This is a genomic window from Pseudomonas sp. P97.38 (assembly GCF_001269745.1).
Classification (GTDB): domain Bacteria; phylum Pseudomonadota; class Gammaproteobacteria; order Pseudomonadales; family Pseudomonadaceae; genus Aquipseudomonas; species Aquipseudomonas chlororaphis_E.
The window spans coordinates 326,574-346,648 of record NZ_LHVJ01000011.1; the positions used below are offsets into that span (position 1 = coordinate 326,574).

At 63.4% G+C, this 20,075-nt stretch carries 20 protein-coding genes; 9 read left to right on the forward strand and 11 right to left on the reverse strand.

From position 1 onward, the window contains the following. Position 1 precedes the first annotated feature (1 nt). Complete coding sequence (locus AD664_RS06920) at positions 2 to 565, reverse strand: helix-turn-helix domain-containing protein (RefSeq protein WP_042730567.1); 564 nt, start codon at positions 563 to 565, stop codon at positions 2 to 4. 12 nt (positions 566 to 577) lie between these two features. Here AD664_RS06920 and AD664_RS06925 point away from each other — a divergent pair, with 12 nt between their 5' ends. The 7 genes from AD664_RS06925 (at position 578) to AD664_RS06955 (ending at position 7,768) form a co-directional block, all read left to right on the forward strand. Next, a complete protein-coding gene (locus AD664_RS06925; RefSeq protein WP_053145411.1) occupies positions 578 to 1,582 on the forward strand; it encodes a DMT family transporter in 1,005 nt (334 codons plus the stop codon). Between the two features lie 128 nt (positions 1,583 to 1,710). Further along, positions 1,711 to 4,632: a monovalent cation/H+ antiporter subunit A gene (locus AD664_RS06930; protein WP_053145413.1), complete on the forward strand. Its 2,922-nt coding sequence runs from the start codon at positions 1,711 to 1,713 to the stop codon at positions 4,630 to 4,632. Further along, positions 4,632 to 4,976 (forward strand): Na+/H+ antiporter subunit C, encoded by a 345-nt coding sequence (locus AD664_RS06935; protein ID WP_003180540.1) that lies wholly within the window; start codon positions 4,632 to 4,634, stop codon positions 4,974 to 4,976. Before AD664_RS06930 ends, AD664_RS06935 begins: the two co-directional genes overlap by 1 nt. Next, a complete protein-coding gene (locus tag AD664_RS06940) occupies positions 4,973 to 6,658 on the forward strand; it encodes a monovalent cation/H+ antiporter subunit D (RefSeq protein WP_053145415.1) in 1,686 nt (561 codons plus the stop codon). The genes AD664_RS06935 and AD664_RS06940 overlap by 4 nt, the downstream gene beginning before the upstream one ends. Next, positions 6,655 to 7,143, forward strand: a complete 489-nt coding sequence (locus tag AD664_RS06945) for a Na+/H+ antiporter subunit E (protein ID WP_053145417.1) — start codon at positions 6,655 to 6,657, stop codon at positions 7,141 to 7,143. Before AD664_RS06940 ends, AD664_RS06945 begins: the two co-directional genes overlap by 4 nt. Beyond that, positions 7,140 to 7,418, forward strand: a complete 279-nt coding sequence (locus AD664_RS06950; RefSeq protein ID WP_024780040.1) for a K+/H+ antiporter subunit F — start codon at positions 7,140 to 7,142, stop codon at positions 7,416 to 7,418. The genes AD664_RS06945 and AD664_RS06950 overlap by 4 nt, the downstream gene beginning before the upstream one ends. Continuing rightward, entirely contained in the window at positions 7,415 to 7,768 is a 354-nt protein-coding gene (locus AD664_RS06955) for a Na+/H+ antiporter subunit G (RefSeq protein ID WP_053145418.1), read from the forward strand. The genes AD664_RS06950 and AD664_RS06955 overlap by 4 nt, the downstream gene beginning before the upstream one ends. A 164-nt stretch (positions 7,769 to 7,932) precedes the next feature. On the opposite strand, the gene AD664_RS06960 is transcribed toward AD664_RS06955, so the two are convergent. The 3 genes from AD664_RS06960 to AD664_RS06970 form a co-directional block, all read right to left on the reverse strand. Next, positions 7,933 to 8,370: a DUF3995 domain-containing protein gene (locus AD664_RS06960; RefSeq protein WP_042730573.1), complete on the reverse strand. Its 438-nt coding sequence runs from the start codon at positions 8,368 to 8,370 to the stop codon at positions 7,933 to 7,935. A 133-nt stretch (positions 8,371 to 8,503) separates the two neighbouring features. Then, entirely contained in the window at positions 8,504 to 9,514 is a 1,011-nt protein-coding gene (locus AD664_RS06965) for an ABC transporter substrate-binding protein (protein ID WP_047738866.1), read from the reverse strand. Positions 9,515 to 9,701: 187 nt separating this feature from the next. After that, positions 9,702 to 10,151, reverse strand: coding sequence for a hypothetical protein (locus tag AD664_RS06970; RefSeq protein WP_053145419.1), 450 nt, complete (start codon positions 10,149 to 10,151; stop codon positions 9,702 to 9,704). Between the two features lie 425 nt (positions 10,152 to 10,576). Between AD664_RS06970 and AD664_RS28140 the strand changes: the two genes are divergently transcribed. Both AD664_RS28140 and AD664_RS06980 read left to right on the forward strand, forming a co-directional pair. Beyond that, complete coding sequence (locus AD664_RS28140) at positions 10,577 to 10,813, forward strand: hypothetical protein (protein WP_371260948.1); 237 nt, start codon at positions 10,577 to 10,579, stop codon at positions 10,811 to 10,813. A gap of 94 nt (positions 10,814 to 10,907) precedes the next feature. Then, a complete protein-coding gene (locus AD664_RS06980) occupies positions 10,908 to 11,144 on the forward strand; it encodes a DUF2789 family protein (RefSeq protein WP_053145420.1) in 237 nt (78 codons plus the stop codon). 156 nt (positions 11,145 to 11,300) lie between these two features. Here the strand turns inward: AD664_RS06980 and AD664_RS06985 are convergent, their stop codons facing one another. The 7 genes from AD664_RS06985 to AD664_RS07015 all read right to left on the reverse strand — a co-directional run bounded on the left by AD664_RS06985 (position 11,301) and on the right by AD664_RS07015 (position 20,074). Next, positions 11,301 to 12,905, reverse strand: coding sequence for a methyl-accepting chemotaxis protein (locus tag AD664_RS06985; RefSeq protein ID WP_047738869.1), 1,605 nt, complete (start codon positions 12,903 to 12,905; stop codon positions 11,301 to 11,303). 170 nt (positions 12,906 to 13,075) lie between these two features. Next, entirely contained in the window at positions 13,076 to 13,480 is a 405-nt protein-coding gene (locus tag AD664_RS06990; protein ID WP_003202859.1) for a TraR/DksA C4-type zinc finger protein, read from the reverse strand. 327 nt (positions 13,481 to 13,807) lie between these two features. Further along, positions 13,808 to 14,830: an ABC transporter permease gene (locus tag AD664_RS06995; RefSeq protein ID WP_042731369.1), complete on the reverse strand. Its 1,023-nt coding sequence runs from the start codon at positions 14,828 to 14,830 to the stop codon at positions 13,808 to 13,810. A gap of 146 nt (positions 14,831 to 14,976) precedes the next feature. Then, positions 14,977 to 16,530 (reverse strand): sugar ABC transporter ATP-binding protein, encoded by a 1,554-nt coding sequence (locus AD664_RS07000; RefSeq protein ID WP_053145422.1) that lies wholly within the window; start codon positions 16,528 to 16,530, stop codon positions 14,977 to 14,979. 80 nt (positions 16,531 to 16,610) lie between these two features. Further along, a complete protein-coding gene (locus tag AD664_RS07005) occupies positions 16,611 to 17,537 on the reverse strand; it encodes a sugar ABC transporter substrate-binding protein (RefSeq protein WP_042731371.1) in 927 nt (308 codons plus the stop codon). Between the two features lie 336 nt (positions 17,538 to 17,873). Further along, positions 17,874 to 18,926: a Gfo/Idh/MocA family oxidoreductase gene (locus AD664_RS07010; protein WP_053145424.1), complete on the reverse strand. Its 1,053-nt coding sequence runs from the start codon at positions 18,924 to 18,926 to the stop codon at positions 17,874 to 17,876. A gap of 137 nt (positions 18,927 to 19,063) precedes the next feature. Then, on the reverse strand, positions 19,064 to 20,074 hold the full coding sequence (locus AD664_RS07015) for a Gfo/Idh/MocA family protein (RefSeq protein ID WP_053145426.1): 1,011 nt from the start codon (positions 20,072 to 20,074) through the stop codon (positions 19,064 to 19,066). Position 20,075: the final 1 nt, after the last annotated feature.

A 20,075-nucleotide genomic window follows, 5' to 3' on the forward strand; every position in this document is an offset into this window, starting at 1 on the left:
TTCAAATCACCACGTTGCGTACAAATCGCACCGCCACCGGCCCCTCATTGCGATAGGCGTGGGGCTGGTTGCTGGCGAACATGAAAAACTCACCGGCGCCGATCTGCCGCGCTTCGTCGCCCAGCAGCAGCGTCAGGCAACCCTCGAAGACATAGAGCTGCTCGCTCCAACCGTCGGCGTCGGGTTCAGAAGGATAATGCTCTCCGGGCTCCAGGCGCCATTCCCAGAGTTCGACCTCGCGGCTGGCGGTGGCCTTGGCCAGCAACACCGCCTTGCTGCCGGGGAAAGTACCGGCCCAGGCCAGTTCATTGATGCGGCTGGGGTCACGGGCATCGGGGGCCTGGATCAGGTCGCTGAAGGCCACGTCGAGGGCTTCGGCGACGCGGTCCAGGGTGGTCAGGCTGACATTCTTCTCGCCGGCTTCGATCGCCACCAGCATTCGCCGGCTGACCCCGGACCGCTCCGCCAATGCACTCTGGCTGAGCTGCGCGGCGTGCCGCAGGCGACGGACATTCTGGCTGACGTGTTGCAGGACGGACGCCCGCTGGCCGGATTCTTTGTGCACTATATTGCTCACATGCTGGGGCTGCGCATTATACTGCCCAACTTCGGACGCATTGTGCGTCTGCCTCATGTAGCGCGCAAGGTCATGGCATCGGTGAATTCCCCTCAAGCTTCTCCCCGCTTCTCTCGATTCAGCAAGGCCGAATGCGTGCTGGTGCTGATTACCATGATCTGGGGCGGGACATTCCTGCTGGTGCAGCACGCCATGACAGTCAGCGGGCCGATGTTTTTCGTCGGCTTGCGCTTCGCCGCGGCGGCGGCGTTCGTGGCGCTGTTCTCGTGGCGTCACCTGCGAAACCTGACCCTGTTCGAACTCAAGGCCGGAGGTTTCATCGGTGTGGCGATCATGCTCGGCTATGGCTTGCAAACCGTTGGCTTGCAGACGATCCCCAGCAGCCAGTCGGCGTTCATCACCGCGCTCTACGTGCCTTTCGTACCGCTGTTGCAGTGGCTGGTGCTGGGCCGCCGGCCAGGCTTGATGCCCAGCATCGGCATCACGCTGGCGTTCACCGGGTTGATGCTGGTATCGGGCCCGGCCGGGGCCTCGTTGAATTTCAGCGCCGGTGAAATCGCCACGCTGATCAGCGCCATCGCGATTGCCGCCGAGATCATCCTGATCAGCGCCTATGCCGGCCAGGTCGATGTGCGCCGGGTGACCGTGGTGCAACTGGCAAGCACCGCCGTGCTGGCGTTCCTGATGGTGGTGCCCACCCAGGAAAGGCTTCCGGAATTTTCCTGGCTGCTGCTGTTCAGCGCCGTCGGCCTGGGGGCAGCGAGCGCAGCGATCCAGGTGGCGATGAACTGGGCGCAGAAAAGTGTCTCGCCGACCCGCGCCACGCTGATCTACGCCGGCGAGCCGGTCTGGGCCGGTATCGCCGGGCGCCTGGCGGGCGAGCGGTTGCCGGCGATCGCCTTGTTCGGCGCGGCGCTGATCGTGGCGGCGGTGATCGTCAGTGAGTTGAAAACCCGAGGCAAAGGCGTGATCGAGGCGGACGAAGTTCTGGAGCGCGAGGGCTGAGACAGCCCTCTGAACCGGCAAAGTCGGAAAACTCCACCTATCTTGTAGGATTCTGCGACACCCTCGCGGTTGGTGATCCGGGTCAGGGCACGTATGATCCTTGAGAACCTACCGCCGAATAGAAGCCTATGTCACTGATAGTTCTATTGCTTTTGCCCTTCATCGGCAGCTGTGTCGCGGCACTGCTGCCGCATAACGCCCGTAACGCCGAATCGCTGCTGGCAGGCCTCGTGGCCCTGGTCGGCACCGTGCAGGTGGCCTTGTTGTACCCGCAGATCGCCGACGGCGGTGTGATCCGCGAGACCTATTCCTGGCTGCCGAGCCTGGGCCTGGACTTCGCCCTGCGTCTGGACGGCTTCGCCTGGCTGTTTTCATTGTTGGTGCTGGGCATCGGTACGCTGGTGTCGTTGTACGCGCGCTACTACATGTCGCCGGACGATCCGGTGCCGCGCTTCTTCGCGTTTTTCCTGGCGTTCATGGGCGCCATGCTCGGCCTGGTGATCTCTGGCAACCTGATCCAGATGGTGTTTTTCTGGGAACTGACCAGCCTCTTTTCCTTCCTGCTGATCGGCTACTGGCACCATCGCGCCGATGCCCGCCGTGGCGCCTACATGGCCTTGATGGTGACCGGGGCCGGCGGCCTCTGTCTGCTGGCCGGGGTGATGCTGCTCGGCCATGTCGTCGGCAGCTATGACCTGGACAAGGTCCTGGCCGCCGGCGAACTGATTCGGGCCCATGCCCTCTACCCCATCCTGCTGGCGCTGATCCTGATCGGCGCCTTGAGCAAAAGCGCACAATTCCCCTTCCATTTCTGGCTTCCCCACGCCATGGCCGCGCCCACGCCGGTGTCGGCGTATCTGCACTCGGCCACCATGGTCAAGGCCGGGGTGTTCCTGCTGGCGCGCCTATGGCCGTCGCTGTCGGGCAGTGAAGAATGGTTCTACATCGTCGGCGGCGCCGGAGCCTGTACGTTGCTGCTGGGCGCCTATTGCGCGATGTTCCAGAATGACCTCAAGGGCCTGCTGGCCTACTCCACCATCAGCCACCTCGGGCTGATCACCCTGCTGCTGGGCCTCAACAGCCCGCTGGCGGCCGTGGCGGCGGTGTTCCATATCCTCAACCACGCCACCTTCAAGGCCTCGCTGTTCATGGCGGCCGGGATCATCGACCACGAAAGCGGCACCCGCGACATCCGCAAGCTCAGCGGCCTGGTCCGGTTGATCCCGTTCACCGCGACGCTGGCCATGGTCGCCAGCGCGGCAATGGCCGGGGTCCCGCTGCTCAACGGCTTTCTGTCCAAGGAAATGTTCTTCGCCGAGACGGTGTTCATTTCCGCCACGGCCTGGGTCGAACTGGCGCTGCCGATCATCGCCACCATCGCCGGGACCTTCAGCGTCGCCTATTCCCTGCGTTTCACCGTGGACGTGTTCTTCGGCCCCGCCGCCACCGACCTTCCCCACACCCCCCACGAGCCGCCGCGCTGGATGCGCGCACCGGTGGAACTGCTGGTGTTCACCTGCCTGCTGGTGGGGATTTTCCCGGCCCAGGTGGTCGGTTCCCTGTTGGCGGCGGCGGCATTGCCGGTGGTGGGCGGCACGCTGCCCGAGTACAGCCTGGCGATCTGGCACGGCCTCAATGCGCCGATGATCATGAGCCTGGTGGCGATGTCCGGCGGCATCGTGCTGTACCTGCTGCTGCGCAATCAGTTCAGGCTGGGGCACATCAAGCACCCGCCATTCATTGGCCGACTCAGCGGCAAGCGCCTGTTCGAGCGCTGCCTGGTGTTGATAATGCGCCAGGGCCGGCGCCTGGAGCGGCGGATCAGCACCCGTCGCCTGCAAGCCCAATTGTTCTGGCTGGTCCTGGCCGCGCTGCTGGCGGGGCTGATCCCGATGCTGCACAGCTCGCTGGTCTGGGGTGATCGGCCGAAGATCCCCGGCTCCATCGTGTTCGTCACCCTGTGGGTGCTGGCGATCGCCTGTGCCGTGGGCGCGGCCTGGCAGGCCAAGTACCACCGGTTGGCGGCCCTGACCATGGTCAGTGTCTGCGGGCTGATGACCTGCGTGACCTTCGTCTGGTTCTCCGCCCCCGACCTGGCCCTGACCCAACTGGTGGTGGAAGTGGTGACCACGGTGTTGATCCTGCTCGGGCTGCGCTGGCTGCCGCGACGGATCGAAGACGCCTCGCCGTTGCCCAACAGCGAACGCCGCGCACGCATTCGCCGCCTGCGGGACTTGTTGCTATCCATCGCGGTGGGCGGCGGCATGGCGTTGTTGTCCTACGCGATGCTGACGCGCCAGACGCCCAACGACATTTCCTCGTTCTACCTGAGCCGGGCCCTGCCCGAGGGCGGCGGCAGCAACGTGGTGAACGTGATGCTGGTGGACTTCCGCGGCTTCGACACCCTGGGGGAAATCACCGTGCTGGTGGCGGTGGCGCTGGCGGTGTTCGCCTTGCTGCGACGTTTCCGCCCGCCGAAGGAAAGCATGCAGTTGCCGGCGCAACAACGCCTGCTGGCGCCGGACGTGGTCACCGACCTGGTCAACCCGCGCCAGGCCAGCGACACCGCGCTGGGCTTCATGATGGTGCCGTCGGTGCTGGTGCGCCTGCTGCTGCCGATTGCCCTGGTGGTTTCGTTCTATCTGTTCATGCGTGGCCACAACCAACCGGGCGGCGGTTTCGTCGCCGGATTGGTGATGTCGGTGGCGTTCATTCTCCAGTACATGGTGGCCGGCACCCAGTGGGTCGAGGCCCAGATGAGCCTGCGGCCGTTGCGCTGGATGGGCACCGGCTTGCTGTTCGCCACCGCCACGGGCCTGGGGGCGATGGCCGTCGGCTACCCGTTCCTGACCACGCACACCTGGCACTTCGACCTGCCGCTGCTGGGTGACATTCACCTGGCCAGCGCCCTGTTCTTCGACATTGGCGTATACGCCGTGGTGGTCGGCTCGACCCTCTTGATCCTCACCGCCCTGGCCCACCAATCGGTGCGCGCGCACAAACCGGGCCTGCAGGCCAAAGCCGCCCCTCTCAAAGGAGCCACTGCCTGATGGAAGAAGTCATCGCAATCGCAATCGGCGTGCTCGCCGCCTCCGGTGTCTGGCTAGTGCTGCGGCCCCGGACCTTCCAGGTGGTCATGGGCCTGTGCCTGCTGTCCTATGGCGTCAACCTGTTCATCTTCAGCATGGGCAGCCTGTTCATCGGCAAGGAGCCGATCATCAAGGACGGCGTCCCCCAGGATCTGTTGCACTACACCGACCCGCTGCCCCAGGCCCTGGTCCTGACCGCCATCGTGATCAGCTTCGCCATGACCGCGCTGTTCCTCGTGGTGCTGCTCGCGTCCCGGGGCCTGACCGGCACCGACCATGTGGACGGTCGGGAGCCCCGGGAATGACGTTGACGCCCCATCTGATCGCCGCCCCGATCCTGTTGCCGCTGCTGACGGCGGCATTGATGCTGATGCTCGGCGAGAAACACCGCCCGCTGAAGGCGCGGATCAACCTGTTTTCCAGCCTGCTCGGCCTGGGCATCGCCGTGATGCTGCTGGCCTGGACCCAGGGCCAGGACCTGCCCGCCTCCATTGGCGTGTACCTGCCCGGCAACTGGCAGGCACCGTTCGGCATCGTCCTGGTGGTCGATCGCCTGTCGGCGCTGATGCTGGTGCTGACCGGGATCATCGGCGTCAGCGCCCTGCTGTTCGCCACCGCGCGTTGGGACCGCGCCGGCGCCAGTTTCCACGCGCTTTTCCAGATCCAGCTGATGGGCCTCTACGGTGCCTTCCTGACAGCCGACCTGTTCAACCTGTTCGTGTTCTTCGAAGTGCTGCTGGCGGCGTCCTACGGCTTGATGCTCCACGGCTCGGGACGGGCGCGGGTGTCGTCGGGCCTGCATTACATCTCCATCAACCTGTTGGCCTCGTCGCTGTTCCTGATCGGTGCGGCGCTGATCTACGGTGTCACCGGCACCCTGAACATGGCCGACCTGGCGTTGAAGGTGCCATTGGTGCCGGAAGCCGACCGCGGCCTGCTGCACGCCGGTGCCGGCATCCTCGCGGTGGCCTTCCTGGCCAAGGCCGGCATGTGGCCGCTGAACTTCTGGCTGGTGCCGGCCTACAGCGCGGCCAGTGCGCCGGTGGCCGCGCTCTTCGCGATCATGACCAAGGTCGGCGTCTACACCATCCTGCGCCTGTGGACCCTGCTGTTCTCCGGCCAGGCCGGCGCCTCGGCGTATTTCGGCGCCGACTGGCTGATCTACGGCGGCATGGCGACCATCGTCTGCGCGGCCATCGCCATCCTGGCGGCCCAGCGACTGGAGCGCATGGCCAGCCTGAGCATCCTGGTCTCGGCCGGGATCCTGTTGGCGGCCATCGGTTTCGCCCAACCGAACCTGGTGGCCGCGGCGCTGTTCTATCTGGTGAGCTCGACCCTGGCGCTCTGCGCGTTGTTCCTGCTGGCCGAACTGATCGAACGCTCGCGCTCGGCCAATGAACTGGCCCTGGAAGACGATTTCGACAACTTGCCGCGCCCGCTGGAATCCTTGCAGCCGCCCAAAGGCATCAACCTCGATGACGAGCAGAAAGCCGTGGTCGGGCAAGTGATTCCCTGGACCATGGCGTTCCTCGGCCTGAGCTTCATTTTCTGTGCACTGTTGATCATCGGCATGCCGCCGCTGTCCGGGTTCATCGGCAAGCTGGGCCTGCTGAGCGCCCTGCTCAATCCCCAAGGGCTGGGGGCCAGCGCCGAGACGCCGGTGTCGAACCAGGCGTGGGGCCTGCTGGCGCTGCTGATCCTGTCCGGGCTGGCCTCGCTGATCGCGTTCTCGCGCCTGGGCGTGCAACGCTTCTGGACGCCACAGGAACGACCGTCGCCGTTGCTGCGGCCCTTCGAATGCCTGCCGATCATCGTCCTGCTGGGCCTGGGCATCGCGCTGACCTTCAAGGCCGAACCGCTGCTGCGCTATACCCAATCCGCTGCCGAGGCGCTGAACAACCCGGAACATTACGTGATGTCAGTGCTCGCCACCCGCGCCATCCCCAGCCCCGAAGCGCGCGCCGCGACGCTGGAGGTGCAGCCATGAAGCGCCTGTTCCCTGCCCCTTGGCTGTCCCTGGCACTCTGGTTGCTATGGCTGGTGATGAACCTGTCCCTGAGCCCCGGCCACCTGTTGCTGGGGGCCGCGCTGGGCTTCCTGGCCCCGCTGATGATGCGCCCGTTGCGCCCGCGACCGATCCGCATCCGCCGACCGTGGGTGATGCTGCGGCTGTTCCTGCTGGTGGGCCGCGACGTACTGGTGTCCAACCTCGCAGTGGCCTGGGGCGTGCTGAACGCCAGTCGCCGCCCGCCGCGCTCGCGCTTCGTCAAGGTGCCGCTGGACCTGAACGATGCCAACGGCCTGGCCGCGCTGTCGATGATCACCACGGTGGTGCCCGGCACGGTCTGGTCGGAACTGGCCCTGGACCGCAGCATCCTGCTGCTGCATGTGTTCGACCTGGACGACGAGGCGGCCTTCATCGCGCACTTCAAGGCCACCTACGAGCGCCCATTGATGGAGATTTTCGAATGAGCCCGTTGCTGTCCAACGCGATTCTCCTGAGCCTGTTCCTGTTTTCCCTGGCGATGGTGCTGACCCTGCTGCGGCTGTTCAAGGGGCCGTCGGCGCAGGACCGGGTCCTGGCCCTGGACTACCTGTACATCGTGGCGATGCTGATGATGCTGGTGCTGGGCATCCGCTACGCCAGTGACACCTATTTCGAGGCGGCGCTGCTGATCGCCCTGTTCGGCTTTGTCGGCTCGTTTGCCCTGGCCAAGTTCCTGCTGCGTGGCGAGGTGATCGAATGAACGGTGAATTATCGATGTGGATCGAAATCCCGGTGGCGATCCTGCTGGTGCTCGGCAGCCTGTTCGCCCTGGCCGGGGCGATCGGCCTGGTGCGGCTGAAGGATTATTTCCAACGCATGCATCCGCCGGCCCTGGCGTCCACCCTGGGGGCCTGGTGCGTGGCGTTGGCCTCGATCCTGTACTTTTCGGCGCTCAAGTCTGGGCCGGTGTTGCACGCCTGGCTGATCCCGATCCTGCTGTCGATCACCGTACCGGTGACCACCCTGCTGCTGGCCCGGGCGGCGCTGTTTCGCAAACGCATGGCTGGGGATGATGTGCCAGCGGAGGTGAGCAGTCGCCGGACCGACTGAACAGCCCGCCAAACTCTGCTCACTTACCTCTGTTTGTGGCGAGGGAGCTTGCTCCCGCTGGGCTGCGCAGCGGCCCCGATGGTTATCCCGGTGATGCGCTCAGACGCCTGGGAGGGCTACGCCCTCCAACGGGAGCAAGCTCCCTCGCCACAACAGCCTTGTCCTCAGACCCACGCCACCGCCAGCAGCCCGGCCCCGAGCACCACGCACAACGGCGAATAGATCCAGGTGTCGAGCCTGGCAAACGTCGATTCCTTGAACTCCTTGAAGAAACCCACCAGCTCCGACTCGCCGATGGCGCGGGCGAACATCAGCAGGGCGATCGCGCTGATCAGCCATTGCAGCGCTCGGTGCGTGACCGGTGGTGCCAACAGGCCACCGCGCAGGCTCACCAGAACGGCGATCAACAGCAGCGCCAGGGCCACCAGCAACGTCAACCAGCCCGACGGATCAAACGCCGGTCGCAGCGCCTCGCCGTGCTTGGCCGGCACCTGGGGCACCACCGCCAAAACCGCCCAACGCCCACCCAGGGCCCAATACAAGTGAATCAAGCTGATGGTCGCAAACACTGCGACCAGCGACCGAGCCAAGAAAAGGGTCATTCGCCAGCCTCCTGAAAAAGGTTGAACAATCATCCTAGCTCGAATTTGGCAATTCGCCGGACGGGCGCAGACTGCCCGTTTGCGGCGAAAGACGCATTGCCCAGGATCAAGAGTTCGAACGGCTGGCCATTCTTTAGAGACTGGCCGCGACTTTGTCCGCCACCTCCTTGGGCAGCCAGGCCTGCCAGACCTGCGGATGCGCCTTGAGGAACGCTTCGGCGGCCTCGCGCGGTGGTGTGCGTTTCTCGCTCATGTCTGCCAGGGCCTTGTTCAACGGATCGATGGGCAAATCGACCTTGGCGAAGAACTCGGCGATGTCCGGGTGTTGCTGCTGGAACGGCGTGGAGACGCCAATCGACAGTTTCGAGGCCAGGGACCGGGTCGGCTTCGGATTGGGGTTGTCGGCATCGGTGAGGGTTTTCCAGGCCTCGGCATCGAACGGCGGCTCCTGCAACTGCACCAGCTTGAACTTGCCAAGCAAGGGCGTGGGTGACCAGTAATAAAACAGGATCGGCTTGCCCCGGCGGATCGACGAGGTGATTTCAGCGTCCAGCGCCGCCCCCGAGCCACTGCGGAAATTCACATAGCTGTCCGTCAGGCCATAGGCCTTGAGCTTCTGCTTGTTGACCACCTCGGACGTCCAGCCGATGGGGCTGTTGAGGAAACGCCCCTTGTCCGGGCTCTCCGGGTCCTTGAACACGTGTTTGTAGCGCGCCAGGTCCTGGACACTGCGCAAGTCCGGCGCCACGGGCTTGATGCCTTTGGCCGGGTCGCCCTTGATGACGTACTCGGGCACCCACCAGCCCTCGGTCGCGCCCTTGACCGTATCGCCCAGGGCGACCACCTTGCCCTCGGCCTCGGCCTTGACCCACACCGGGCTGCGGCCGGCCCACTCTTCACCGATGACCTGGATGTCGTTGTTGGCCAGGGCGGTTTCCAGGGTGATGGTGGTCCCCGGCAATGTGTCGGTCGGCAGGTCGTAGCCTTTTTCGACGATGATCCGCAGGATATCGGTGATCAGGCTGCCGCTTTCCCAGTTCAGGTCGGCGAAGTGGATCGGTGCCGAAGCCGCCGACGCCGGAAACGGCGCCCCCAACACAGCCAAGGTGGCCCAGGCAGCCAGCCACTGTCGAACTCGTTTCATGCTTTGCACCTCGTGCCAGATACAGACATAACCGAACGGCCCTGCGTCAGCGAACGCAAGCCTCTGAATAGTTCAGTCAATTGACTGTAGCCGAGGTTCCAGCGGGCCCCTGAGAAACTGCAAGCGAACCAGGTGCAATGGCCACCGCGCAAACGGTTTTCGAGGCATTTTCAGCGGTGAAGCCGTATCACTCGCTGGCCTTGAAGGTCACGAGCTCGCCCTTGCGCCATTTGGCGGCCTTGGCGGTGACGGCTTTCAGGGTCTTGGTCAGGCCTTCCTGCAATTGTTCGTGGGCGGCGAACACCGTCACCACGCTATGGCCTTCCTTGAACAGGATCGCATGGCCCGCGGGCGTCGTGACGAAGGCATAGTCACCCAGGCCATAGACCGTCAACTTGATTTCGCGAAAGCGGATTTCAAACTTGCCGCCCTCACGACTGGGCAACACCGCCGCGCGAAAATGATCACCGATCTTGAGTTCGAGCCTGGGCTTGTCATCGACCACCAGGGCCGACTCGGTGTCGATTTCGGCGACATAGATCCCTTCCGGGGTCTGCTCGGTGATGTAGACGAAACGCGACTGGAACAGTTTGACCAGTTTTGCCCGCAGGTCACCGAGTACAAACAACGCATGCATGTCCAGATTACTTACTGCCAAGGAAACATCCCCATCTTTGAAAACGGCCCACCCGCTAAAAGGACGGACCACGAGAACCCGTGCCGACTGTAGTGTCGCAATGGACCTGTCTTTGAAATTCGAAATGAACGGCGCACCCCATCCCCGGCCGAGAGCAGACTAAAGGTTGCCGCGCTCGCCGTCTTTCCCGAGGGGGCGTCAGAGGCTGAAGGAAAACGCCACGCTGAGCATCGGAAAAGTGGGACGACTAACTTTAGGGAAATTTCTCACTTAGAAAAGCATTTTTCTGACATCGAGCCCAAAAAAAATTGCTTTAGATAGGCGCAGCCGTCTACACGACACTGCCGATTCTAGAGCAGCCGAAGGCGTGGAGACTACTCGCAGCACTCGACAATTCGTCGGTAAACCATAGAAAAGGAATTCGCATGGCTACTTTCATCCCGCTCCTGCCCCCTATCGTCCCTTGTGTCGTCGACACAGCCGACACCTTCGACGGTGTCGATTGCCTGCCCATTTCGTTGATTCAACCGCGTTATCGGGTTGTCCTGGCCGGAAAGTGTTTCTTTCACATTGAAGAAACATCGACTGGGCGTGTAAGAGGTTTCCGCACTGACCATAACGAGGCCTGCTACCTGGCCAGGCGTCTCGAACAGAGTGCATGAAGGCCTGATGTCGATCGAACTCCTGGCGCTCGCTTGTCTCTGATAGAAAGAAGCAACCCAGGCGTCATGACGGCGCCCGCCAAAGGAGAACCCCATGGAACAGCCTTCCCACGAGCTCAGTACCCTGTTCGACCAACTCGGCCTGCCCTCGGGCGGCAAAGCCATCGACGATTTCATCGTGGCCCACCCGCTGGCGCCGGAGATCAAGCTGGTGGAGGCCGACTTCTGGTCGGATCAGCAGAAAGCCCTGCTGCGTGAATGGCTGCTGGCCGACGGTGAAGAAGCGGTCCTGGTGGACCAACTGAACGTGCGTTTGCACGATGGTAAATAACCCCCAGCCCATTCAATACCGACCGGGTTTGTGGCGAGGGAGCTTGCTCCCGCCCGGTTGCGCAGCAGCCGCCAATGACGGGGCCGCTTCGCGGCCCAGCGGGAGCAAGCTCCCTCGCCACGGGTGTGTACCCGAGTCCAGATCCAGGCGGTCCTTCTACCGCGCTTTCTCAGGCTTGTAACCCAACCGCAACCCACCCCAATGACGGCCCTTGACCATGATCGGTACGGAGAGGTCGTGCATCAGCTCGCCCGTGTCACGGGTGTAGGTCTGCAACAGCACCGGTTGTTGGTGACTGCCGCAGCGGATGCCGGTGCGGTCGGAGAACTTGCGCTTGGTGCGGTTGTTCAGGGTGTCCACCTGGGGATCGCCGGTCAACGGCTGGCTGAACACCTTGTTGTGGGTTGGCACATAGCCTTGCTGGGTGCAGGCGATCGCGAAGACCAGGCCTTCGTGCCGGGCGAGCAACGGTTCCTGGATCGGCGGCAGCACCTGGTCGGTGTAGCGATCGAAGCGGGTCTGGAACTTGGCGGGCTGGGTGTTGGGAATGGCCTGGTAGTTGCGGTCGAACAAGTCATCCAGGCTGACGCGGCCCTGGTCGATATCGGCCTCGAACTGCGCGGCGATCTGGCTCGCCCCTTCCCGCGCCAGGTCATAGACGCGCTGGTGATAGTCATCCAGGCCCACCTCAGCCAGGCGCTCGCTGATGGATTCGGCCTGGCCCTCCATCTGCACCGCCGCCTCGGCCAGGCGCTGGGTCTGCTGGTCGCTGATGGACAGGTCGCCGCGCATTTGCTCGATGGCATGGAACAGGCTGTCGAGCTGCTCGCGGTTGGCGTCGGTGCCTTGGGCGATAGCGCCCACCTGGGTTTCCACGCCTTCGGCGAGCCGGGCAATGTTCTCCAGATGCTGGCCGGTGTGCTCGACCTGCTGCACGCCGCTGTCCAGGTCATCGGCCAGTTGACGGATCTGCTCCACCACCTGGGCCGTGCGCTGCTGGATGTCCGCGACCATCACCCCAACCTCGCCGGTCGCCGCCGCGGTACGTCCGGCCAGGCCGCGGACTTCATCGGCCACCACCGCAAACCCGCGGCCGTGCTCGCCGGCCCGTGCCGCTTCGATGGCCGCGTTCAGCGCCAGCAAGTTGGTCTGGCTGGCAATCGACTGGATCACCAGGCTGACCCGCTGGATTTCATCGCTGCGCACGCTCAAGGCTTCGATCAACTCGCGACTGTCGTTGGCCCGCTGGCTGAGCTGGTGCATGCGACTGATGGACTCCACCAGCTCGCTGCGCCCGGCCACGCTGCTGCGATGGGCCTCGCTGGCGGCGCCCAGGGCTTGCTGGCTGAGGTGTGAAGTCGCCTGTTCGGTGGCAATCATCGATTCGGCGTTGCTGACGATCCGCGCCGCCGCATCGAGTTGCGACTGGACCTTGCCGGCCAGTTGCTTGACCGAATAGGCGACACCGGCGGCCGACAGCGCGTTATGACTGGTGGTGTAGGACAAGTCGCGAGTCAGCTCGGACAGCCGGTCGGTCGCCGGCGCCTGGACCGTGGCCACCCGCGAGCGCAGGCGCGGCAACCAGACGATGAGCATCACCAACGGCAGGCCCAGGTACAGCGACCAGCCGCCCAGGGTCATGCCACACAACAGCAAGGTCAGGGCAAGGCTCTGCAAGGTCGGCGTCAGCCAGCGTGCCAGGCCTTTCGTCACCGGTACCGAGGCCGGCACCGCACCCGCCAGAGATCCTTCTGTCGCCATGTTCGTCACCCACGCTTATCGTTGTTATGAGCGCATTAAACGCCACTATGAGGCCATTATCCATGGTCCATTAGTCGCGGTTCTTGCATCAGGTCAACGGCAGGGAGGGTGAGATATTGAGCGAAGATCGCAACCTGCGGCGCACGGTTGCGATCTTTCAAGAGAAGGGATCAGGCCTGGCGCTGGTGCTTATCGATCTGCTCGTGACGTTCCTGGGCTTCGATGCAGTACTTGGTGGTCGGGCTGATCAGCAGGCGCTTGAGGCCAATAGGCTCGCCGCTGTCGTCGCACCAGCCGAAGCTGTCGTCGTTGATGCGGTCCAGGGCCTGCTCCAGTTGCGGCAGCATGCGCTGGTCACGGTCGATGGCGTTGACCAGCCAGGTGCGCTCTTCTTCTACGGAAGCAGCGTCGGCCGGGTCAGCCGGGGTGTCCAGGCTCTCAATGGCGATTCGGTTCTGTTCGATGCGCTCGTGGGTTTCGACTTTCATGTTCTGCAACAGCTTGGTGAAGAAAGCCAGCTGCTCGGCGTTCATGTAGTCATCCGCCGGCATGGCCAGCAACTTTTCCTTTGTCATTGATATCTCTATAAAAAAACGTGCATTAAGGCGAATTATGGAGCGTCCCGCAGCGCAGCTGCCACGCTCGTCAGGAAGGCGCCGTCTATTCCAAGCGCCACCCGGCACTCAATTTACGAGGGGCGGCAGTCTAAGGCCGAGTGGAGGCCTCAGCAACCGAAAACATAGGGAAAATGTCCGACAACCCCTGGAAATGTTCTCTGACACGCTTTCGGCGGTCATCGGAGTGCGTTTATAACAAGAAATTCGCTGCAATGGCTGTATTAAGAAGACAAATGGCAGCGCCACGCGGGTCAGGCGTGGCGCTTTGTCGCAGCACAGGGCTGTTTAACGCTTGAGCTTGCGTTTGTTGCGGTACTGGTCGATGACCACCGCCACCACAATGATCAGCCCTTTGATGATGTCCTGGATGTAGGCGTCGACACCGACAAAGGTGAATCCACTGGCCATCACCCCGAGAATCAGCGCCCCGATCACCGTCCCGGTGATGCGCCCTACCCCACCCGCCAGGCTGGTGCCACCGATCACTGCCGCCGCGATCGCGTCCAGTTCATAGGACATGCCCATGCCGGCCTGCCCGGTCGCCGCCCGCGCCGAGGCCACCACCCCGGCCAATCCTGCCAGCAGCCCAGCGATGCTGTAGACGATCACCAGGTGGCGCTTGACGTTGATGCCCGAGGTGCGCGCCGCCTGCATGTTGCCGCCAATGGCGTAGGTGTACTTGCCGTACTTGGTGTAACGCAGGGCGATGTGGAAGATCACCGCCACCACCAGGAAAATGATCACCGGCATCGCGCCATGGCCGATGGCCGTGTAGGAATCCGACAACATGCTCACCGGCTGGCCTTCGGTGTAGTAGCGCGCCAGGCCACGGGCCGAGACCATCATGCCGAGGGTGGCAATGAACGGCGGGATGCCGGTGATGGCGATGATGCTACCGTTGATTGCCCCGGCCAACAGCCCGACACCGAGCCCGGCCACCACCGGGATCCACGCCGGCAAGTCGGTCAGCGAAGGGAACACCGCCCGGGCGAAGTCCGACGTCTGGGCCAGGCTGGCGGCAATCATTGCCGACAACGCCAGCACCGAGCCGGACGACAGGTCGATACCGGTGGTGATGATCACCTGGGTCACACCGATGGCCAGCAGGCCGATGATCGACACCTGCAAGATCATCAGCACCAGGCGCTGGGAGTTCATCAAAAAGCTCTGGTCACGCATGATCCAGCCGAACAGCTCGAACACCAGGCCGATGCCGATCAGCACCAGGAAGATGCTCAGCTCCGTCGGCAGGCGTCGGCGCGTCCTGGCCGGTGCGGCGGCGGGTTTGTTTTCCAGTATTGCGTTCATAGCCATTCACCTTTTTTGTTCTTTGGCGAGGGGGATTGCTTTTGGGATGTGTAAGCAACCCTAGAAAACGGGGCCGCTTCGCGGCCCAGCGGGAGCAAGCTCCCTCGCCACAATTGCGCTCGACTTTATTTTTTGAACGGGCTGCATCAGGACAGGCCCGACGCCAATTGCATGACCCGCTCCTGGCTCGCCTCGCTGCGATCGAGGGTGCCCATCAGGTCGCCTTCGTGCATCACCATGACCCGGTCGCTCATGCCCAGCACTTCCGGCAGTTCGGAGGAAATCATGATCACCGCCATGCCTTCGCTGGCCAGGTAGGCGATAAGCCGGTAGATCTCCGCCTTGGCGCCGACGTCGATGCCACGGGTTGGCTCGTCGAGAATCAGGATGCGTGGATTGGTCATCAGCCAGCGGGCCAATAGCGCCTTTTGCTGGTTGCCACCGGACAAGGTGTCGATGCACTGCTCCAGCGACGGCGTCTTGACCCGCAGCTTCTTGCACATGTCTTCGCACAGGGCGCGCAGGGCCTTCTGCTGGATGAAACCGTTGCCGACGTAATGGGGCAGCACGGCCATCTCCATGTTTTCCAGCACCGACAGGCACGGGAACAGGCCACTGAGCTTGCGATCCTCGGTCAACAGGGCGAAGCCTTTCTCGATGGCCATGTGCGGGTCGTTGATGCGCACCGGCTGGCCGTCCAACAGGATTTCACCGCCCGTCGCCGGCGTGATGCCGAAAATCGCCTCGGCCACGTTGGTCCTGCCCGACCCCATCAACCCGGCGATGCCGAGGATCTCGCCGGCGTGCAGGTCGAAGGACACGCCCTTGAAAATACCGTCCAGGCTCAGGTCGCGTACCGACAACACGCGCTCGCCGATGGGCTTTTCCCGCACCGGGAACAACTGGCTCAGCTCACGCCCGACCATCATCGAGATGAGGCTGTCGCCGTCCATGCTGTCGGCCCGTTGCAAGCCGATGTAGGCGCCGTCGCGAAACACCGCCACTTCGTCGGCGATGGCGAACACTTCATTCATTTTATGGGTGATGTAGATGATGCCCTTACCCTCGGCCTTGAGGTCGGCAATGATCGAGAACAGGTGGGCCACTTCCGTTTCGGTGATGGCCGACGTCGGCTCGTCCATGATCAGGATGTCCGAGTCATAGGACACGGCCTTGGCGATCTCGACCATCTGTCGCTCGGCGATGCTCAGGTTGCCCACCTGCTCCTCGGGGTCGAGGTTGATACGCAGGCGTTCCAGCAACCGGGCGGTGCAGCGATGCATCTCACCATGGTCGATCATGTGCAGGCCGTTGAGTTGCTCGCGGCCGATCCAGATGTTCTCGGCGATGCTCATGTGCGGCATCAGGTTGAGTTCCTGGTGGATCATCGCGATCCCGGCCTGCAAGGCCGCCAGGGGTGTGTCGAACGTCACCGGCCTGCCCCGCAGGCGCAATTCACCCGCGTCGGGCTGGTAAATGCCGGCGATGATTTTCATCAGGGTGGATTTGCCAGCGCCGTTCTCGCCCATCAGGGCCAACACGGAGCCTGGACGTACCCGCAGTTGCACATCGGACAGGGCCACCACGCCGGGAAAGCCTTTGCTGACATTGACGACTTCCAGCAGGTACGGTTCGTCAGGTATTACGCCCGGCTGGACACTCATCGCCGGGGGGCTCGAAGCAGTCGCTGAAGCGAACATGATCAGGTACTCCCTCGGCAAGGTCGATGACGCGACCCTGCCTGCTTATTATTGTGGTGGAACCGCGGGGACGGCAGGCCTCACTTGAACTGGTCGACGTTTTCCGGGGTGATCAGGCGATAAGGCACCCACACGGCGGGTTCAACCGGCTGCTTCTTGACCATCTTCACCGCCGTGTCGATCGAGCCGTCGGCCTGCCCTTTGGCGTCCTGGAACACCGAGACAGCCATCTCGCCTTTCTTCACCGCGTTCAGGCCGTCCGGCGTGCCGTCGACCCCGGCGATCAGTACGCTGCCCTTCTCCTTGCCGGCGCCCTTGAGGGCCATGGCGGCGCCAATGGCCATTTCGTCGTTGTTGGCGACCACTGCCTGGAATTCGCGACCCTGGGTCAGCCAGTCATTGACCAGCGTCATGCCCTTGTCGCGCAGCCAGGTGCCCGTCTGCTCCTGCTCGATCTTGATGCCGGGGTACTTGGCCAGCACTTCCTTGACGCCCTTGGTGCGGTTGGTGGTGGAGTTGTTGGCGAGGTCACCGAGCAGGATCACGATGTTGCCCTTGCCGCCCATTTTTTCCGCCAGGTACTGCATCTGCATCCGCCCGGCCTCCAGGTCATCCGAGGCGACGGTGACCACGCCGGCCGGCAGCTTCAGATCGTCGGGGCGCCGGTTGACGTAGACCAGCGGAATGCCGGCGGCCACGGCGGCCTTGGTGATGCGCTGGGTCGCGGCGGTGTCCACCGGGTTGACGATGATGGCGTCGACCTTCTGGCTGATGAAGCTTTCCACCTGGCTCAGTTGCTTGACCACGTCACTGCGCGCGTCTTCGAACTGCAGGCTGACGCCGTCCGGCAGGGACTTGGCTTTCTTGTCCATGGATTCACGCAGGTAGGTCAGCCAGGTGTCATCGAACTGGGACATGCTGACGCCGATCTTCAGGTCCGCCAGGGCTGCGCCGCTGGTGAGCATCAATGACAGGGCCAGCGAGGCGATACGGGTCTTGGTCTTCATGAACGGTCTTTCTCCACTTTTTTGTTGGTTTTATGGATAAGGCGTAGCGGATCAGGAACGCGGCAAACGCACGATGGGCGCGCCGGGGATGCAACAGACCACGGCGCCCTTGCGCTGGATGCACAGGGACCCGAAGAGGGATACGACAGAGGACAGGCTTGGCAATTGAAACGCAGAGCGGCTGAAGGTTTTCATCGACGGTACCTGGCTGTGCTTCTTGTTTTTGTGAAGTCCCCTACCCGTTTAAGACCTGCTTGCTCGGATGGGAACCGGATGTCGGCAACCTGGAAATGACTTTATTGGAAAATATTTTCCATATCAACCTGTTTTAGAATTTTATTCGTTTTTTATTCCATGGCCCACGGGCGGGGACAGCATCACCACCTGCCCCTGCTCGGCACTCTGCCGGGCAGCGTCCAGAATGCGCGTGGTCGCCAGGGCATCGCGGGCCTGCACCGGTAACGGCCCGTCCCCTTGCAGGGCACTTTGCAGGCGCTGGTAGAACGTCATCCAGCAACCGCGTTCCGAGGTCACCCTCTCCCGCTCGTTGCCGTGCTCGAACCAGCCCCAGCGCCGATGTTCCTCGGCGCCCCAGCGTTCGCCCGCGCTGGCCGGGCTCAATCCGGCCAGCGCCTGGGCCTCCTGGCCATCCAGGCCGTCAACGGTGTAGCAGCCGTGGGTGCCGCTGACCCGAAAACGCGGGCGCGGGGCGTTTTGCACGCAATGGCCGCTCAGGTGTGAAACGACCCCACCGACATGGGTCAGAGACATAAAGAAGCCATTGTCGAACACCTGGCCGGGCGTTCGGTAATCCAGCTCGGCGTAGACTCGCGCCACCGGCCCGAACAGTTGCAGTGCCTGGTCCGCCAGATGGCTGCCGAGGTCGCGCAGGAATCCGCCGCCGCTGCCTTTACCCACCGACGAAGGCGAGTAACGCTCGACACTGGACTCGAAGCGGGTGACCTGGCCCAGGGCACCGGAGGCCAGTAATTTGCGCAAGGTCAGGAAGTCCGAATCCCAGCGACGGTTCTGGTACACGCTCAACGGCACCTTCCCCCGCTCGGCCGCCACTACCAGCGCCTCGGCCTCGGTCGCGTCACGGGCAAACGGCTTGTCGCTGACCACCGCCACGCCGCGCTCGATGGCCTCCATCACCACCGCCGGACGACTGTCCAACGGCGTGGACACCACCACCGCGTCAACCCCCGCCGCCACCATTTGTTCAAGCGTGTCGAACGCGCGGGCGTTCGGGTAGTCGCCTGCCAGTTGCGCACGCCGCTCGGCCGAGCGCGTGACCACGCCGACGAAGGTCGCCCCCGGCAAACTGCTGATCAACGGCGCATGAAAAAACCGCCCTCCCTTGCCGTAGCCGACCAATCCGATTCGCATGAAGCCCCCTTGAAAGTCATTGGATAAACATCGACCCTGTGGGAGCGGGCTTGCTCGCGAAGGCGTAGTGTCAGTCGACATCAATATTGAATGTGCCGCCGTCTTCGCGAGCAAGCCCGCTCCCACAAGGATTGGGGTTAGCGGTAGAAACGCGGGCGCTCAGGCAATTCGATGGGGACGATCTGCCCGCTCTGCTGCGCCTGGATACAGGCATCGGCCGCCACCGCCGCCGCGAATCCGTCCCAGGCCGATGGCCCGCCCACCTGGCCGGCGCGCACGCCGTCGATGAAGGCTTGCAGTTCGACGTCGTAAGCGGCGATGAAGCGGTCTTTCCAGTCCATCAGGATCGCGTTGGACAACTTGGCCTCGCTGCGCAGTTGCACCTGGGACGGTTCCGGCAGCTTGGCGATGCCCGTCTCCCCCACCACTTCGCACTGGATGTCGTAGCCGTACTGGCAGTTGACGAACACTTCTACGTCGATGCGGGTGCCCTTGACGGTTTCCAGCAGCACGATCTGCGGGTCTCGCAGGTGGGCCAGGGCCTTGCTGGTCTTGCGCGGGAACACCACTTGCACCGAAACGTAGTCATCGGCCAACAGCCAGCGCAGCACATCCAGCTCGTGAATCAGCGTGTCGGTGATTGCCATGTCGGTCTTGTAGTTCTCGCCGACCCTGGGGTTGCGGTGGGCACAGTGGAGCATCAGCGGTTCGCCGATCTGACCGTTGTCGATCACCGCCTTGAGGGCCCGGTAGCCTTCGTCGTACGGCCGCATGAAGCCGACCTGTACCAGGCGTGTGCCGTGGGCCACCTCCGCGTCGACGATCCGGCGACAACCTTCGGCGGTAACCGCCAGGGGCTTTTCGCAGAACACCGGCTTGCCGGCCGCAATCGCCGCCAGCACGTATTCCTCATGGCTCGGGCCCCAGGAAGTGACCAGGATCGCCTCGACATCCGGCGCCTTGATCAGGGCATGCCCATCCGGGTACACCTCGGCGGTCAGGTTCAGATCCGCCACCACCTTCGCCGCCTGCGCAAGGTTGATGTCGGTCACCGCCACCACCTGGCTGTCGAGCAAGGTCTGGCTGCACCGACGGATATGGTCCTGGCCAATGGCCCCAGTGCCAATGACGCCCAGTTTCAAAGACATG